The organism is Pelistega europaea (assembly GCF_013133775.1).
GTDB lineage: Bacteria > Pseudomonadota > Gammaproteobacteria > Burkholderiales > Burkholderiaceae_B > Taylorella > Taylorella europaea.
Genome location: NZ_JABGBO010000004.1, coordinates 153,918 through 170,423, shown reverse-complemented (window position 1 = coordinate 170,423; position 16,506 = coordinate 153,918). Strand labels below are relative to the sequence as shown.

Below are 16,506 nucleotides of genomic sequence, written 5' to 3'. Positions count from 1 at the left end.
TGGTGAGTCTCTTTTGCTTCTTTGGTGAGTTATTGAGACCTAGATATTATTCGGAACTTAGGCATGCTATCTGGAGTCTAAATATATGGTTGCAGTGAAAATGCAATATTTAGGTAATGACTTGAGAGAAATTGTGCAATAGCTATATGGACAGAGAGGGTAGGGTATTTAAAACTTATGCTCTTTAGAGGCGGCCTTTTCCACCAAAAAATCAATAAATGCTCGTACTTTAGCACTTAGGAACTTACGATCAGCATAGACCGCGTAAATAGTGGGGGATTGCATCTCACTCTCATCCTCATCTAGTACCTGCACTAGTCGACCGCTCTGAATATATTCATCAGTCAACCAATGAGGTAAGAAAGCAATTCCCATGCCTGCGAGTGCCATTTCCCTAGTCATTAGCGTATTATTGGAGTCTGCAATCACCTGAAGGGGGAGATGTAGCTGGGTATAATTAGGCATTATTCCATAGTGATTTTTTAAGTCCTGAAAATCTTGGGGCTTGCCATGACGCATAATATAGCTAGGGCTAGCCACTAAATGAAATCTGACTTTGGTCAATGGCTTGGCAATAATACCTGGTTCAAGAGAGCGTGTTACTCGCAATGCTAAGTCAAACCCTTCTGCAACAAGATTGGTGTGCTTGTTTTCTAAGTAGATAGATAGTTGGATGTCGCGGTATTGCTCTCTAAAGGCATTGAGAATATTGGCAAAATAAGGGGTGCAACAAATAAGTGGGATAGTAATCTTTAAGGTTCCCTTGGGAGTGATAGTGCCTTGTTGCATCTCTAATAAAGCACTGTCTAGGGTGTCAAGTGCACTGAGGCATTGTTGATAGTAATGCTCGCCAAGTTCTGTTAGGCTCAATTTGCGACTGGTGCGATTGAGTAGTTTGGTTTGTACATGTTGTTCTAGACTATTGATGTGTTTACTTGCCATAGCGGTAGAGATGCCTAGAAACTCTGCTGCAGCAGTAAAACTTCCTAGTCTGACGACTTGACAAAAAACACGAATACTTTGCAAAGAGTCCATAGTTTAAAATTGCACTACCAGTCGGTGAATGTTAAATACATAACCTGCTTTATCAAAATAAGGTATTTACTACTTAATAAAAACAGTTGATTTTCATTATTGTGTATAAAAGACGCAAAAAAAGCAACCCAATGAGAATTGGGTTGCCTTGTTTTATCAAAGCCCTTTAAAGAATCATTGTATTCTCACAAGGGCTTGTATAGCTAGGATTGCTTAATTAAAAGCCTGAGCTTCTATGCAATCATTAGGCTTCAGAAGCCTTTTTAAGCAATATGTAAAGTTGATCCTTAATTGCTAATTTTTGTTTTTTTAACACATCAATCTCATCAGAGTTGCTAGAAGCTGGGTTTTGCTCTAGACGGATGATTTTGTGATCTAGTTCGTTGTGTTCCTCAAATAAACGAGCAAAGTGTGCATCTTCGTTTTTAAGACGAGAAATCAAGTCACGGTATTCTGGAAACATAGAAACTCCTTTGTTTTATGGTTATGACTAAATTAAGTGAATAATCTTAACTCTCTGTATCTATTATAAAGGATATCTGAATTTCCTACTTAACTTTATGACGTTGAGGTATGAAAACTTTAGTGAGAGTATGGTTTTTATAGGTTAGAATAGGGGCTGTCATAATTATGGAAAATAATCATGCTAGGAACTTTTTTATCTAGTTTGACCAAAATAATGATTGGTGCTTATCCTTATTGGCGACATAGTAAGCCATCAACAGCACAAAGAGTGTATTTTGCCAATCATTCCAGTCATCTAGATACGATGACGATTTGGTCTTCTTTGGATGCTGATTTACGCCGTGTGACTCGCCCTGTGGCAGCTAAAGATTACTGGGGCAAGGGTGGAATTCGTGGCATTATTGCAAGAGATGCATTAAATGTTGTGTTGATTGAGCGTTCAGGGCAGGGAGAGGAAGATCCACTTGCTCCTTTGTATGAGGCTTTGGATCAAGGAGACTCGTTGATTATCTTTCCCGAGGGGACGCGTCGTTATGAGGCAGAGCCTGCTGCATTTAAATCAGGGCTTTATCATCTTTCACGTAAATACCCTCACATTGAGTATATCCCTGTCTATTTGGATAATACACGACGTAGTTTACCAAAGGGGGCATTATTGCCTTTGCCTGTGAGCTGTATGGCAACATTTGGAGCTCCACTAGAAATTGATTTGTCCGAGTCTAAAGAGCACTTTTTAGAGCGTGCTCGACAGGCTGTTATTGATTTATCTAAACCTGAAGGGGCTTTGCCACAAGATTTTCAGTACAAAAAGGAAAAAGCTGCTGATAAGAAAGAAAAAACGCTAGAACAGACAGAGCTTGGGCAATTAGCAGAGCAAGAGGTAACAGCATCGATTCCAATACAACCAGTAGTGGAAGAGTCATCGCCAGCTACCTTATCAGAGTCTTCACAGCCAATAACATCGAAAAAAGGAGGGGAACATGTTTGATTTTTGGCAACAGTTATTTGTCAATATCCCTGATAAGTTTTGGTGGGGGATGCTGGGCTTGTTGGTGGTTTTGTCGGTGATAACGCTTATCGGGTATCGTTTATCCCACAAGCATCCTACTTCAAGTATGGTGGATAACCTTAATCGTCGCATTAATGCCTGGTGGGCGATGCTTGCAGTGTTGGTGGTCTGCTTTATTTTTGGCAAAATCATTACCTTGTTGTTGTTTGCTATGATGTCTTTTTTTGCTTTGCGCGAGTTTATGACATTGACTCCGACAGAGCGTTCAGATTATTGGGCATTAGTGTTGTGTTTCTATGTTGCTATTCCAGTTCAATATATTTTGATTGGTACGGATTGGTACAGCATGTTTGTGATTGGTTTGCCAGTATACGGATTTATTGTTTTGCCTACGATACAAGCGCTGTCTGGTGATACAGAAAAATTCTTTGAGCGGACAGCTAAATTACAGTGGGGGATGATGTTAACCATCTACTGCTTAAGTTATGCTCCTGCTTTATTGTTGTTGACAAATATTGAGTATGATGGGCAAGGGTTAATGTTGTTGCTTTACCTGCTTATTGTGGCACAGTTGAGTGATTTCTTCCAATATGTAATTGGTAAATTGATTGGTAAGCGTCCTATTGCTCCCAATGTAAATCCTAAAATTACGGTTGAGGGTTTTATTGGAGGGAGTATTATGGCGATTGCGATAGGGACAGCGTTGTGGTGGATTACCCCCTTTAGTGTGGGATATGCCGCTTTGTTCTCATTTATCATTGTAATCTGTGGTTTTTTTGGAGGGTTATCTTTGTCTGCGGTAAAACGCAGTTTGGGTGCCAAGGATTGGGGACGTATGGTATCTGGTTATGGTGGTGTGATGAATAGAATTGATTCTGTCTTGTTTGCTGCCCCTGTGTTTTTCCATGTGGTGAGATATACTTATTTTTGATATAGAATGTCCCACTGTTTAAAATTTTTTTTGTTATAATTGTACTTTCCTACTAAGCCCGTACTGGGCATGAATCCCATGACAAAATATGTTTTCGTTACCGGTGGTGTTGTTTCTTCTCTAGGCAAGGGAATCGCCGCCGCGTCTTTAGCTGCTATTTTAGAGTCTCGCGGTCTTAAAGTGACAATGTTAAAGTTGGATCCTTATATTAATGTGGATCCAGGCACCATGAGCCCATTACAACACGGTGAGGTTTTTGTCACCGAAGATGGTGCAGAGACTGATCTTGATTTAGGGCATTACGAGCGTTTTATCTCGGCTCGCATGCACAAGGCAAACAACTTTACCACAGGTCAGATTTATGAATCTGTACTGCGCAAGGAGCGCCGTGGTGACTATCTAGGCAAAACTGTTCAAGTCATTCCACATATCACCAATGAAATTCAGGATTTTATCGTACGAGGTGCGAGTAAAGCCTACGATGGTCATGCTGATGTGGCTATTGTAGAAATCGGTGGTACGGTAGGGGACATTGAATCTCTTCCATTTTTGGAGGCAGCTCGTCAGATGAGTTTGCGTGTTGGTCGTCAAAACACCGCTTTTATTCACCTGACATTAGTGCCATTTATTGCTTCAGCAGGTGAGTTGAAGACCAAACCGACACAGCATTCTGTACAAAAACTACGTGAAATAGGTATCTATCCTAATGCGTTGTTATGTCGTGCTGACCGTCCAATTCCTGATGATGAGCGAGCAAAGATTTCCCTTTTCTCTAATGTTCCTCTCGATGCTGTGATTTCTGTATGGGATGCCGATACTATTTACAAGATTCCTAAGATGTTGCATGAACAAGGTTTAGACCAGCTGATTTGTGACGCTTTAGGTATCAATCCTCCTGAGGCAGACTTGTCAGCTTGGGACAAGATTATCTATGATTTAGAGCATCCAGAGCATGAGATTACTATCGGTATGGTCGGTAAATATGTGGACCTTACAGAATCTTATAAGTCTCTTATTGAAGCCTTAAACCATGCAGGTATCCATAACAAGACCAAGGTCAACATTGAGTATATTGATTCTGAAGAAATTGAGTCCAAGGGTACTGACATACTTAAAAATCTTGATGCAATTTTAGTACCAGGCGGTTTTGGTAAGCGCGGTACAGAAGGTAAAATTAAAGCAATTCGCTATGCCCGCGAACACAATGTACCTTACCTTGGTATTTGTTTGGGTATGCAGTTAGCTACAATTGAATTTGCACGTCATGTAGCACAATTAGGTGGAGCCAATAGTACGGAATTCGATCCTGCTACACCTCATCCCGTTGTGGCCTTGATTACTGAGTGGGTAGACCATGAGGGCAAGGTAGAAGTTCGCACTGAGAGCTCAGACCTTGGGGGTACTATGCGTAAAGGTGCTCAGACAGTACCTATTAAAGCGGGTACCTTAGCTCATCGTGTATATGGAGACCAAGTGACAGAGCGTCACCGCCATCGTTATGAAGTAAATAATGTTTATGTTCCTCGATTAGAGCAGGCTGGCTTGGTGATTAGTGCCCGTACCCCGACAGAAAACCTTCCTGAAATTATGGAGATTCCTAATCATCGTTGGTTTATGGGGGTTCAATTCCATCCTGAGTTTACTTCTACTCCACGTAGTCGCCACCCATTGTTTGATAGCTATGTGAAGGCTGCTTTAGATTATCAAGCGGAAAAATAGTATGAAACTCACGCATTTTGAGGTCGGGCTAGACAAACCATTCTTTCTTATCGCAGGGACTTGTGTTATTGAATCTCGCGATATGGTGTTTGACGTTTGTGGCCAGTTGCTGGAAATTACACATGAGCTTGGTATTCCCTTTATCTATAAAAGCTCTTTTGATAAAGCAAACCGTAGCTCTAGTAAGTCTTTCCGTGGTTTAGGAATGGATAAAGGCTTACAGATTCTTGCTGATGTACGCCAGCATTTTAATGTGCCTGTATTGACTGATGTGCATGAGACTGCACAGGTAGCAGAAGTGGCTAGTGTTGTGGATGTACTGCAAACCCCTGCTTTTTTATGTCGTCAGACTGATTTCATTCAGGCTTGTGCAGCGACATTAAAACCAGTCAATATCAAGAAAGGGCAATTCCTAGCACCACATGATATGGTACAGGTTGTGAATAAAGCACGTGAGGCGGCAATAGCAGCTGGTGGTGACGGTTCCAACATTATGGTGTGTGAGCGTGGTGCATCATTTGGCTATAATAACCTTGTTTCTGATATGAGATCATTGGCTATTATGCGAGAAACAGGTTGTCCTGTCGTGTTCGATGCAACACATTCTGTGCAGTTGCCTGGTGGGCAAGGTGCTTCATCTGGTGGGCAGCGAGAGTTTGTGCCGGTCTTGTCGAGAGCAGCTGTAGCAGTGGGTGTGGCTGGGTTGTTTATGGAAACTCACCCTAATCCAAGTCAAGCCTTGTCAGATGGCCCCAATGCAGTTCCTTTACATCATATGTCAGCATTGTTGCGCACATTGAAGACGATAGATGGAATCGTAAAAGCACAACCTTTTTTGGAAAATACGTTTAACACATAATGACTTTTAAGTCCTAAGGAGGCAATATGTCAGCTTATATGGTAATTCACGTTGATGTGACAAATCCTGCACAATACGAGCAGTATAAGGCTTTATCTACACTAGCAATGCGAGCTTATGATGCAAAATTATTAGTACGCGGCGGTGAAGAGGTTGTTTTAGAGGGCAAAGGTTTTAAACGTACTGTTATTATTGAGTTTCCTAGTGTAAAGGCAGCTCAAAACTATTACAATTCACCGCAGTATCGCCGTGCACGTAATGCACGCGAGGGGGCTGCTAAAGTGGATGCCATTATTGTTCCTGGTGTGTAAAACCTATGATGTGTGTATCCGTCATTTGATATGAATATAGTGCGGTGAGTTTACCAACTTATTGATTTTTATCTTAGATTTTTAGGAATTTATTCATGAGTGCAATCGTTGATATTATTGGTCGTGAAATTTTAGACTCACGTGGCAATCCTACGGTAGAGTGTGATGTATTGCTTGAGTCGGGTGCCATGGGGCGTGCAGCAGTGCCATCAGGAGCTTCTACTGGTTCACGTGAAGCGATTGAGTTACGTGATGGTGATAAATCACGCTATCTCGGTAAAGGCGTGTTGAAAGCAGTGGAAAACATTAACACTGAAATTTCCGAAGCATTAATCGGTTTAGATGCTCAGGAGCAAACTTTTATTGACCGTACACTTATTGACTTAGATGGTACAGATAATAAAGAGCGTCTTGGTGCTAATGCTATTTTAGCAGTTAGTATGGCGGTAGCACGTGCAGCAGCAGACGAGGCAGGGTTATCTTTGTATCGCTATTTTGGTGGTAGTGGCCCTATGAGCATGCCAGTTCCTATGATGAATGTGATTAATGGAGGTGCGCATGCTAACAATACCCTTGATCTGCAAGAGTTCATGATTTTACCTGTGGGAGCATCTAGCTTCCGTGAGGCATTGCGCATGGGGGCGGAAGTGTTCCATGCCTTGAAAAAAATTATTAATGATGCAGGTATGTCAACAGCTGTAGGGGATGAGGGTGGTTTTGCCCCCAACGTTGAAAACCACGAAGCTGCTATTCAGTTAATTTTACGTGCTATTGAGAAAGCAGGTTATGTTGCAGGCCAAGATGTTGTACTAGGTTTAGACTGCGCAAGTTCTGAATTCTATAAAGATGGCAAATATCATTTAGCTGGTGAGGGCGGTATTTCTTTGACCTCAACCGAGTTTGCAAATTTACTTGCTTCTTGGTGCGATAAATATCCTATCGTGACTATTGAGGATGGTATGGCAGAAAACGATTGGGAAGGTTGGAAAATCCTCACAGATTTATTGGGAGACCGCGTCCAATTAGTGGGTGATGATTTATTTGTGACCAATACTAAAATTCTTAAAGAAGGCATCAAACAAGGTATTGCTAACTCTATTCTTATTAAGATTAACCAAATCGGTACCTTGACAGAGACTTTTGCTGCTATCGAAATGGCTAAACGTGCTGGCTATACTGCGGTTATTTCTCATCGTTCAGGAGAGACTGAGGACTCTACCATTGCTGATATTGCGGTAGCAACCAATGCTATGCAAATCAAGACAGGTTCATTGTCTCGTTCTGACCGTATGGCGAAATACAATCAGTTATTACGCATTGAGGAAGAATTAGCTGATATTGCTGAGTATCCTGGCCGTGATGCCTTTTACAATTTGGCTTAATTAAGCAGTTAGGTCATCATGCGCTGGGTTTGGTTACTTCTGATTTTGGCTTGTGTAGCGATTCAATATCCATTACGCTTGGGTAACTCAGGTTACAAACGAGTAGATGAGTTGAATCAGCAGTTAGCACAACAAAAAGAGACCAATAAAGCCATGATGGCCCGTAACGCTGCCATGCAAGCGGAAATTGATGACCTGAAGTCAGGTACTCAGGCTCTAGAGGACTACGCCCGAGAAGAGATGAATATGGTAGAACCCAATGAATATCTGGTGCGTATTCTTACCCCTAATGAGCGAGCACCAGTAGCCCCTATCCGCATCGGCCCTAGTGCCAGTTCACAAGCTCTCACAGGGGTTAATCCAGCAGAAAGCTCTGCAATGAAAAAAAGTGAGGCAAACAAAAAATCTAGTGCTACTGGCCGCACAGCAACTGCAACCAAGAAAACTAACTAACTAGCGTTGCACTATAGATTTTTGCTAAACGATATAACTTATCTCTTTTTAAAATTTCTTCAATCGAATAAGTAGGCATTTCAAGAGTGATATAGTCCTGTTGCCCGAGTACGAAGAGTTCTTTGAGTAATTCCGATTTTGTTGGCCAAAGTTCAGTGAGGTATTGGTCTGGTGTTGCAAGTGTAATACCTTGGTCACGAAGCTCTTTCTTATGAAAATCCTTGATATTCCACGTTAATAGAGTGCTGGTGTAGGAGCCTAGCGATTGTTGTCCTACAAAAGCACAGAGGGCAACATGGCGGTCTTTCTTGTCAATACGTTTAAAACGTAGCGGGTATTTTTCCATATCAACAGCAATAAGAGAATGGGGAAATCGAGTTTGCATCATTTGCCATTCGTTTTCTACAACGCTATCTTCTACCTTCCAGATACGAGGAGCATTGCGTAGCCATTCCGCATGAATTTCTTCACTCCACAAAGGGATACAGATTCCGTTTTCTCCTAATCTTAATAATAAATTACGCGTGAAAGTATGCATAAGCACGCAGGTATCTAGGACAAGAGGAACAGGGGTATTCATGGTAGTACTAATTCAAAGGAATAGGTATAGAGTAAGATTGCATGTTAATGGAAATACCTTACTAAGGGACAACCAGCGTCGGCATCATAACATATATTAATTACACTGACTATGTAAGAGGCTATCAATAATGGGTAAATATTAAGTAGAGGAATGGGTAATCTTGGCAGGCTGTAGTACCTGCATCCCATATTTTGCCATGGGGTATAACACTTTATCCCTAAAAAATTTAATTAATCCTCTTGAAAAACATCATCTGTCCCCAATATATGCAACATCAGAATACGGATAGTATTCGACAGTAAAGGATAGAAGATTATGAGATTTGACAAACTAACAACAAAGTTCCAGCAATCTTTGGGTGATGCTCAAAGCTTGGCGGCACGAAATGATAACCAGTATATTGAGCCAGCCCATGTACTGGCTGTAATGTTGGCAGATGCTGACTCTGGTGTAGCTAGCTTGTTGGCAAGATCAGGAGTACAGGTCGCCAATTTGCAAAACAAACTAAAAACAGTCATTAATAACTTTCCCAAAGTGGAAGGGGCAGATGAAGTACAGATTAGCCGTACTTTGAACCAGATTTTGTTGCGTACTGACAAAGAAGCAGCCAAACGAGGTGATAATTTTATTGCCAGTGAGCTTTTCTTATTAGCATTGGCTGAGGATAAGACAGATGTTGGTCAACTTTTACGCGAATGTGGTTTACAAAAAGCGGCACTTGAAAAAGCCATTGAGGATGTACGTGGAGGTAGTAGTGTGACCGAACAAGAGGGCGAATCTAATCGAGAGGCGTTGAAAAAATACACTACTGATTTGACTGAGCGTGCACGTCAAGGCAAGTTAGACCCAGTGATTGGACGAGACGATGAAATTCGTCGTGCTATTCAGATTTTACAGCGCCGTAGTAAAAACAATCCTGTGCTAATTGGTGAACCTGGAGTGGGTAAAACCGCTATTGTTGAGGGTTTAGCACAACGTATCGTGAATGATGAAGTTCCAGAGACTTTGCGTGGTAAACGTGTATTAGCCTTGGATTTGGCATCTTTACTTGCTGGCGCTAAATACCGTGGTGAGTTTGAAGAGCGTCTAAAAGCTGTGCTTAAAGAACTTGCTCAAGATGAGGGGCAAAATATTGTCTTCATTGACGAAATTCACACTATGGTTGGTGCTGGTAAGGCAGAGGGTGCAATGGATGCAGGTAATATGCTTAAACCAGCTTTATCTCGCGGTGAGTTACATTGTATTGGTGCGACAACTTTAGATGAGTACCGTAAGTATATTGAGAAAGATGCAGCACTTGAGCGTCGTTTCCAAAAGGTATTGGTTGATGAGCCTGATGTAGAGTCTACTATTGCGATTTTACGTGGTTTGAAGGAACGTTATGAAATTCATCATGGTGTTGAGATTACTGACCCTGCAATTGTGGCTGCAGCTGAATTAAGTAATCGTTATATTACCGACCGTTTCTTGCCTGATAAAGCTATTGACCTGATCGATGAAGCGGCAGCACGTATCCGTATGGAAATCGACTCTAAACCAGAAGTGATGGATAAATTAGACCGTCGTATTATCCAACTCAAGATTGAGCGTGAGGCAGTACGCAAAGAGGACGATGATGCCTCTAAACGCCGTCTCCAACATATTGAGGATGAGCTTGCTAAATTGCAACGTGAGTACGATGATTATGAACAAGTGTGGAAAGCTGAAAAAGCGTCTGTACAAGGGGCACAATCTATTAAGGAAGAGATTGACCGTGTGCGGGCACAAATGGCAGATTATCAACGCAAGGGAGATTTTGGTAAATTATCTGAGTTGCAATATGGTAAATTGCCTGAGCTTGAACAACGCTTAAAATCGGCAGAGAAATCTGAGGGTGAGAATAAGCTGCTTCGTACTGAGGTAGGCACTGAGGAAATTGCTGAAGTAGTCTCTCGTGCGACAGGTATTCCTGTGGCCAAGATGATGCAAGGTGAACGTGCCAAACTGCTTGCGATGGAGGATGAGCTTCACAAACGCGTAGTTGGTCAAGATGAAGCAGTGCGCTTGGTATCTGATGCAATTCGTCGTTCCCGTGCTGGATTATCAGATCCTAGCAAACCTTATGGTTCGTTCTTATTCCTAGGTCCGACTGGTGTGGGTAAGACAGAGCTAACTAAAGCCCTTGCAAACTTCTTATTTGACTCAGAAGACCATTTGGTTCGTATTGATATGAGTGAGTTTATGGAGAAACACTCTGTAGCTCGTCTTATTGGCGCACCTCCAGGATATGTGGGTTATGAAGAGGGCGGTTATTTGACTGAGGCGGTACGTCGTAAACCTTACAGTGTCATCTTGCTTGATGAGATTGAAAAGGCACATCCTGATGTGTTTAACATCTTATTGCAAGTATTGGATGATGGCCGTTTGACTGATGGTCAAGGTCGTACAGTAGATTTCCGCAATACAGTAATTGTCATGACCTCAAATATTGGTTCAACTCAAATTCAGGGTTTAAGCGGTGAGCCTTATGAAACTGTGAAGACTGTAGTATGGGAAGAGTTAAAACAATCTTTCCGTCCTGAGTTCTTGAACCGTATTGATGAGGTAGTGGTATTCCACGGCTTGGATAATAAGCATATTGCTAATATTGCTCGTATTCAATTGGCTCGTCTAGAACAACGTCTTGCAGCCAATGAAATGCATCTTGAGGTGAGTGATGCAGCATTGGCCAAGATTGCTGAGAGTGGTTTTGATCCTGTTTTTGGTGCGCGTCCACTTAAACGTGCTATCCAACAACTTATCGAAAACCCATTATCGAAATGCCTCTTAGAGGGAGACTTTGGCCCTAACGACACAATTATGGTTGATGTAAAAGAGGATAAGTTCAGCTTCACTAAGAAAGCCTAATGATAATTATCCGAGGATAGCTTACGTCTTTGCTACAGACAGGTTGGGTGTGTTTTGCATACCCAATCTGTTTTTTTATGTGCTCTGCAATAATGTAATTTTCTGGATTGAATAAGTATCTATACAACAGTTTTTATTGCTGATGGTATGATTGTATAGGGATTAGCGATATTTAAGTGATTATCTTATGAAAACGATGAGGTGTTATTGTGGCTATGTCTATTTTGTCATTATTAAAAGACGATTTTGCGTTATGATAGTAACCTGATTAGTTTGAGAGGTATAGCATGATTAAACCTAACGAAATGTTTGAAGAGTTCCAACGCAATGTCCAAGAACTTATCGCCAAAAGTCCTGCTGCAGATATTGAGAAAAATGTCAAAGCATTTATGGCTCAGGGGTTTGCTAAGATGGATTTGGTCACCCGTGAGGAGTTGGATATTCAGCGTGCATTGGTGGATAGCCTACGTGAACGTGTAGAGACACTAGAAACTGCAGTTAAGGCACTTGAAGAACAACTCAACAACAAATAAGGCTTATAGTAGTCATAGTGTAGTTGACAGATCATTTCTATGTTGCCTAAAGTGATAGGCATGCTGAATTACCGATTGTAAAGGATGGAATTTTCTTCATTAGAAGGAAATTCCATCCCTCTCTGAGTAAAAAAAAGGTAAAATAGCAGGCGTTGTATACTATAAATCCACAACGGTAGTGAGTATATCTTTGCTGACAGTTGCAGATTGTGGAATGATAAGCGTATCACTAGATTTTTGTAGCACATTCGTCTAAGCATTAAATAGCACATCATCTAGTGAGAGTAGAGGTCTCTTGTAGACAGAATTTCTTCAATTTTATTTTTTCTAAGCATTTACCATGAGTGATATTATTAAACACGCAACTACTGAGAGCTTTGATGCTGATGTATTGCAAGCAGATAAACCTGTATTAGTAGATTACTGGGCACCTTGGTGTGGTCCTTGTAAGATGATTGCTCCTATTTTGGATGATGTCGCTAGCGAGTTTGCCGATAAGGTACAAGTGGTCAAGGTTGATGTTGATCAGAACCCTGATATTGCTACTAAGTTTGGTATTCGTGGCATTCCTACTTTGATGCTTTTCAACAAAGGGCAATCCGTTGCTACCAAAGTGGGTGCTGTTAACAAAACACAACTTGTCCAATTCATTGAAAGTAATATTTAATAATCATCGCGCGGGTTAGTTCTAACCCGCCATTTTTCCTTTCCTAATAATAATGCATTTAAACGAATTAAAAACACTTCACGTGTCTGCTTTACTGGATATTGCAGCAGGCCTAGAAATTGAAAACGCTAACCGTTTCCGCAAACAAGAATTAATGTTCCAAATTATGAAGCGTCGTGCTAAGATGGGCGAGCAAATTTTTGGGGACGGTGTTCTTGAAGTTCTACCTGATGGTTTTGGTTTTTTACGCTCTCCCGACTCTTCTTATCTAGCCAGTACCGATGACATTTATATCTCTCCCTCACAAATTCGTCGTTTTAACCTTTTGACAGGAGATTCTATCGAGGGTGAAGTGCGGGTGCCTAAAGACGGAGAGCGATATTTTGCTCTTGTAAAAGTAGAAAAAGTCAACGGTGTTGCTCCCGAAGCAATGAAGCACCGTATTATGTTTGAAAACTTGACTCCCTTGCACCCAGACGAACCTTTAATCCTTGAGCGAGATATTCGCAGTGATGAGAATCGTACGGGCCGTATTTTGGATATTTTTGCACCTATGGGTAAAGGGCAGCGGGCATTGATTGTAGCCAGTCCTAAATCGGGTAAGACAGTGATGATGCAGCAGATTGCGAATTCGTTGACGACTAATTATCCTGATGCAATTCTCATGGTGTTATTGGTTGATGAGCGTCCAGAAGAAGTAACAGAGATGCAGCGTACTGTACGCGGTGAAGTGATAGCTTCTACTTTTGATGAACCAGCTACACGTCATGTACAAGTAGCTGAAATGGTGATTGAAAAGGCAAAACGTCTTGTTGAATTGAAAAAAGATGTGATTATTTTATTAGACTCGATTACTCGTCTAGCTCGTGCCTATAACACCGTGGTTCCCTCATCAGGTAAAGTATTGACAGGCGGTGTTGATGCCAATGCATTGCAACGTCCTAAGCGCTTTTTCGGGGCTGCACGCAATATCGAAGAGGGAGGGTCTCTCACTATCATTGGTACGGCATTGATTGAGACAGGTAGTCGTATGGATGAAGTGATTTATGAGGAATTCAAGGGAACGGGTAACTCTGAAGTTCATCTAGAACGTCGTTTAGCGGAAAAACGCCTCTATCCAGCTATTAATTTGAATAAGTCTGGTACTCGCCGTGAAGAGTTGCTTATGAAGCCAGAAACTCTCCAAAAAACATGGGTGCTTCGTAAGTTTATCCATGAGATGGATGAGGTAGAGGCAATGGAGTTTATCTTGGATAAGATTCGCTCTACCAAGACTAATGAGGAGTTTTTTGAGCTGATGAAACGCTAAAACTCCATAGATAAGAGTGATATTGTCACTATTGTGGGAGGTCTTGTATAGATTCTCATCGCCAAAGGCGAGATTAATAATATATGAGAATATTCCCCTATCTGAAACAGGTGCTTCACTAAACTGAAGTGCCTGTTTTTCTTTTGGAGGTATGTGTTTGGACTCCTTTGAAATTGTCAGTAGATTAGTCTTTAATTTTAGCTCAGCAATCCAAATCCAAATATGAATAGGAGCTAGTCGCATTTACGAGATGTACTATTGATGCGGTTTTGCAACCTTTTTGAGTTGACTTCACTGTAAAATAACAACGTTGAAAATTTTTGCAAATAGGAGAATGTCATGAAAGGCAGTCAAAAAGTTGTTGATTATTTTAATTTCCTTATCGCGGGTGAGTTAGCTGCACGTGACCAGTACTTTATCCATTCTCGTATGTATGCTGAGTGGGGTTACTCAAAACTCTTTGAGCGTCTTAACCACGAGATGGGAGAAGAAACAGAGCATGCTGAAGATTTAATCCGTCGTGTATTGTTGCTTGAGGGTACTCCTAATATGCGTCCAGAGCCTTTAAAAGTAGGTAAGGATGTTCCTAGTATGCTTAAAGCTGATTTAGAGGTAGAATTAACTGTACGTGAAAACCTCAAAAAAGGTATCAAACTTTGTGAAGAAGAGGGCGATTATGTAAGTCGCGAAATCTTGGTTTCTCAATTAGTTGATACCGAAGAGGATCATGCTCACTGGTTAGAACAACAACTTGGTCTTATCGAGAAAATGGGCTTGGAAAATTACTTACAATCTCAACAATAAGACTGATTGGCAAATAGGAGCTATCTTGCGCATATTTATCACAGGTGCAAGTAGCGGCTTGGGGCGAGCTTTAGCGCACGCCTATGCGAAAGCAGGAGCCACATTGGGACTAGTAGGGCGTCGTGAAGACGCCCTACGTGCTTTAGAGGCAGAGTTACCTGGCGAACATAAAATTTATGTGCTAGATGTTGCTGACAGAGATGCTTTGCATGCCGCTGCTTATGATTTTCAGACATTGGGGCCTACAGATATTGTATTAGCCTGCGCTGGCATTAGCGTAGGTACTGTTACTGAGTATCTAGAGGATTTTGAAACTTTTAAACGAGTCTATGAAACCAATGTATTTGGTTTGGTAGCTACTTTTGAACCCTTTATCGCCAATATGAAAAAGTGTGGTAAGGGAACACTGGTCGGTATTAGCAGTGTGGCAGGTGTTAGAGGATTACCAGGAGCTAGTGCTTATTGCTCCTCTAAATCAGCGGTACGAACTTACTGTGAGAGCCTTCGTGTGGATTTATATGGTACAGGTGTGCAAGTGGTTACTATTGCACCAGGCTTTATTGATACACCTATGACCAAGGTTAATCCGTATAAGATGCCATTTCTGATGCCAGTCGATGATTTTGCCCGTGAGGCGGTCAAGGTGATTGCTAGAGGAAATTCATACAAGGTGATTCCTTGGCAGATGGGGATAGTGGGTAAGTTATTACGTTTGGTGCCTAACTCACTATATGATTATTTTGTGTCTAAGCGAGGTCGTAAGCCTCGTGCCCATGAGATGCCTCCACGGTAGATAATTTCTTAATTTTTCTGTGTGCGGAGGATATTATGGGAGGTATTGCAGCAAACGTTTTTACAAAAAATTCGACAAGCGTGATTTTGTGGTTTCTGGGGTAAGCGGCAGTTATTGCAGCACATGTTTTTATAAAAAACTCAACTGCTGCGTTACAGCGTGATCTTCACGAATATAGCGAAAGATCAATGTGCCCTCATAATTTTTACGCTTGCCGACTTCAACGGTTAGTTGCCAAGTGGGGATGAATGCCTCTTGTTCTAACTGCTTAATAAAGGTTGGCAACTCTCCACTCTCGCGTAACTGGTGAATATAGCGTTCTTGAGCTGTCCATAGTGCACCATCTTCAGGCCCCTCTTTGGATTCATCATAGGTAAAGCCTGCATAACGAATGGCGTAGCCGTTTTTAATCTTATCACAGGAGGGGACTGCAACTTCTGCTTGCAGAATATGTTCTAAGGCCTGTTTAGAAGGACGAATACTGGGAGTCTTGGAATTACCTGCACGCAGAGCAAGCAACTCATCACAGATTGCCATAATATCTGCAGGATTGACGAGTGCGAGAAAACGTTGCAAAGAAGCCCAGCTACGATCTAAATCGGCTAATTTGGCATTATCACGAAGTAATTTAAGCTGTTCAGTATTCATGATATTGATTAAAAAGAAAGCAGTGGCATTGTAACATAAAGCCCATTCATTGTTTCCAAAGGGGTGTTCAATAGTAAAAACCATACTGAACCTAGGGTTTTCCATGATATTAGGGTAAT

The 16,506-nt window shown here is 41.5% G+C and carries 17 protein-coding genes; 13 read left to right on the top strand and 4 right to left on the bottom strand.

Annotated features, from left to right (window positions below; genetic code table 11):
* Window positions 1-168 precede the first annotated feature (168 nt).
* Window positions 169-1,035 (bottom strand): LysR family transcriptional regulator, encoded by an 867-nt coding sequence (locus HKX40_RS04990; protein ID WP_171588456.1) that lies wholly within the window; start codon window positions 1,033-1,035, stop codon window positions 169-171.
* Window positions 1,036-1,279: 244 nt separating this feature from the next.
* Window positions 1,280-1,498, bottom strand: a complete 219-nt coding sequence (locus HKX40_RS04985) for an HP1242/YdcH family protein (RefSeq protein WP_171588455.1) — start codon at window positions 1,496-1,498, stop codon at window positions 1,280-1,282.
* Window positions 1,499-1,678: 180 nt separating this feature from the next.
* Here HKX40_RS04985 and HKX40_RS04980 point away from each other — a divergent pair, with 180 nt between their 5' ends.
* From HKX40_RS04980 to ftsB, 7 genes are all read left to right on the top strand, one after another.
* Window positions 1,679-2,488, top strand: coding sequence for a lysophospholipid acyltransferase family protein (locus HKX40_RS04980; RefSeq protein WP_171588453.1), 810 nt, complete (start codon window positions 1,679-1,681; stop codon window positions 2,486-2,488).
* The gene (locus HKX40_RS04975) at window positions 2,481-3,440 is read left to right on the top strand and encodes a phosphatidate cytidylyltransferase (RefSeq protein WP_171588452.1); all 960 of its coding nucleotides are present in this window, start codon (window positions 2,481-2,483) and stop codon (window positions 3,438-3,440) included. The genes HKX40_RS04980 and HKX40_RS04975 overlap by 8 nt, the downstream gene beginning before the upstream one ends.
* Window positions 3,441-3,518: 78 nt before the next feature.
* Window positions 3,519-5,159, top strand: coding sequence for a CTP synthase (gene pyrG / locus HKX40_RS04970; protein ID WP_171588451.1), 1,641 nt, complete (start codon window positions 3,519-3,521; stop codon window positions 5,157-5,159).
* 1 nt (window position 5,160) lies between these two features.
* Entirely contained in the window at window positions 5,161-6,018 is an 858-nt protein-coding gene (gene kdsA, locus HKX40_RS04965; RefSeq protein WP_171588450.1) for a 3-deoxy-8-phosphooctulonate synthase, read from the top strand.
* Between the two features lie 26 nt (window positions 6,019-6,044).
* Window positions 6,045-6,329: a DUF1330 domain-containing protein gene (locus HKX40_RS04960; RefSeq protein WP_171588449.1), complete on the top strand. Its 285-nt coding sequence runs from the start codon at window positions 6,045-6,047 to the stop codon at window positions 6,327-6,329.
* A gap of 95 nt (window positions 6,330-6,424) precedes the next feature.
* Window positions 6,425-7,711: a phosphopyruvate hydratase gene (eno, locus tag HKX40_RS04955; protein ID WP_171588448.1), complete on the top strand. Its 1,287-nt coding sequence runs from the start codon at window positions 6,425-6,427 to the stop codon at window positions 7,709-7,711.
* A gap of 18 nt (window positions 7,712-7,729) precedes the next feature.
* Window positions 7,730-8,164, top strand: coding sequence for a cell division protein FtsB (ftsB, locus tag HKX40_RS04950; protein WP_171588447.1), 435 nt, complete (start codon window positions 7,730-7,732; stop codon window positions 8,162-8,164).
* On the opposite strand, the gene HKX40_RS04945 is transcribed toward ftsB, so the two are convergent.
* Window positions 8,157-8,744: a PIN domain-containing protein gene (locus tag HKX40_RS04945; protein WP_171588446.1), complete on the bottom strand. Its 588-nt coding sequence runs from the start codon at window positions 8,742-8,744 to the stop codon at window positions 8,157-8,159. The two genes, ftsB and HKX40_RS04945, sit on opposite strands and share 8 nt — an antisense overlap.
* Window positions 8,745-9,062: 318 nt before the next feature.
* Between HKX40_RS04945 and clpB the strand changes: the two genes are divergently transcribed.
* The 6 genes from clpB (at window position 9,063) to HKX40_RS04915 (ending at window position 15,739) form a co-directional block, all read left to right on the top strand.
* Window positions 9,063-11,633 carry an ATP-dependent chaperone ClpB gene (clpB, locus tag HKX40_RS04940; RefSeq protein ID WP_171588445.1) on the top strand — a complete coding sequence of 857 codons (2,571 nt, stop codon included), beginning with the start codon at window positions 9,063-9,065 and terminating at the stop codon, window positions 11,631-11,633.
* A 290-nt stretch (window positions 11,634-11,923) separates the two neighbouring features.
* On the top strand, window positions 11,924-12,166 hold the full coding sequence (locus HKX40_RS04935) for an accessory factor UbiK family protein (protein WP_343042996.1): 243 nt from the start codon (window positions 11,924-11,926) through the stop codon (window positions 12,164-12,166).
* Window positions 12,167-12,506: 340 nt separating this feature from the next.
* On the top strand, window positions 12,507-12,833 hold the full coding sequence (trxA, locus tag HKX40_RS04930) for a thioredoxin TrxA (protein ID WP_171588443.1): 327 nt from the start codon (window positions 12,507-12,509) through the stop codon (window positions 12,831-12,833).
* A gap of 52 nt (window positions 12,834-12,885) precedes the next feature.
* Complete coding sequence (rho, locus tag HKX40_RS04925) at window positions 12,886-14,142, top strand: transcription termination factor Rho (RefSeq protein ID WP_171588442.1); 1,257 nt, start codon at window positions 12,886-12,888, stop codon at window positions 14,140-14,142.
* A gap of 339 nt (window positions 14,143-14,481) precedes the next feature.
* A complete protein-coding gene (gene bfr, locus HKX40_RS04920) occupies window positions 14,482-14,946 on the top strand; it encodes a bacterioferritin (protein WP_171588441.1) in 465 nt (154 codons plus the stop codon).
* A 22-nt stretch (window positions 14,947-14,968) separates the two neighbouring features.
* The gene (locus tag HKX40_RS04915; protein ID WP_171588547.1) at window positions 14,969-15,739 is read left to right on the top strand and encodes an SDR family oxidoreductase; all 771 of its coding nucleotides are present in this window, start codon (window positions 14,969-14,971) and stop codon (window positions 15,737-15,739) included.
* Between the two features lie 129 nt (window positions 15,740-15,868).
* On the opposite strand, the gene HKX40_RS04910 is transcribed toward HKX40_RS04915, so the two are convergent.
* Window positions 15,869-16,471: a hypothetical protein gene (locus HKX40_RS04910; RefSeq protein WP_246233577.1), complete on the bottom strand. Its 603-nt coding sequence runs from the start codon at window positions 16,469-16,471 to the stop codon at window positions 15,869-15,871.
* Between the last annotated feature and the right edge of the window lie 35 nt (window positions 16,472-16,506).

Bases quoted from the DNA above. Each gene is read 5' to 3' on its own strand.
- HKX40_RS04990 (WP_171588456.1), bottom strand. From the start codon at position 1,035: ATGGACTCTTTGCAAAGTATTCGTGTTTTTTGTCAAGTCGTCAGACTA.
- HKX40_RS04985 (WP_171588455.1), bottom strand. From the start codon at position 1,498: ATGTTTCCAGAATACCGTGACTTGATTTCTCGTCTTAAAAACGAAGAT.
- HKX40_RS04980 (WP_171588453.1), top strand. From the start codon at position 1,679: ATGCTAGGAACTTTTTTATCTAGTTTGACCAAAATAATGATTGGTGCT.
- HKX40_RS04975 (WP_171588452.1), top strand. From the start codon at position 2,481: ATGTTTGATTTTTGGCAACAGTTATTTGTCAATATCCCTGATAAGTTT.
- pyrG (WP_171588451.1), top strand. From the start codon at position 3,519: ATGACAAAATATGTTTTCGTTACCGGTGGTGTTGTTTCTTCTCTAGGC.
- kdsA (WP_171588450.1), top strand. From the start codon at position 5,161: ATGAAACTCACGCATTTTGAGGTCGGGCTAGACAAACCATTCTTTCTT.
- HKX40_RS04960 (WP_171588449.1), top strand. From the start codon at position 6,045: ATGTCAGCTTATATGGTAATTCACGTTGATGTGACAAATCCTGCACAA.
- eno (WP_171588448.1), top strand. From the start codon at position 6,425: ATGAGTGCAATCGTTGATATTATTGGTCGTGAAATTTTAGACTCACGT.
- ftsB (WP_171588447.1), top strand. From the start codon at position 7,730: ATGCGCTGGGTTTGGTTACTTCTGATTTTGGCTTGTGTAGCGATTCAA.
- HKX40_RS04945 (WP_171588446.1), bottom strand. From the start codon at position 8,744: ATGAATACCCCTGTTCCTCTTGTCCTAGATACCTGCGTGCTTATGCAT.
- clpB (WP_171588445.1), top strand. From the start codon at position 9,063: ATGAGATTTGACAAACTAACAACAAAGTTCCAGCAATCTTTGGGTGAT.
- trxA (WP_171588443.1), top strand. From the start codon at position 12,507: ATGAGTGATATTATTAAACACGCAACTACTGAGAGCTTTGATGCTGAT.
- rho (WP_171588442.1), top strand. From the start codon at position 12,886: ATGCATTTAAACGAATTAAAAACACTTCACGTGTCTGCTTTACTGGAT.
- bfr (WP_171588441.1), top strand. From the start codon at position 14,482: ATGAAAGGCAGTCAAAAAGTTGTTGATTATTTTAATTTCCTTATCGCG.
- HKX40_RS04910 (WP_246233577.1), bottom strand. From the start codon at position 16,471: ATGGTTTTTACTATTGAACACCCCTTTGGAAACAATGAATGGGCTTTA.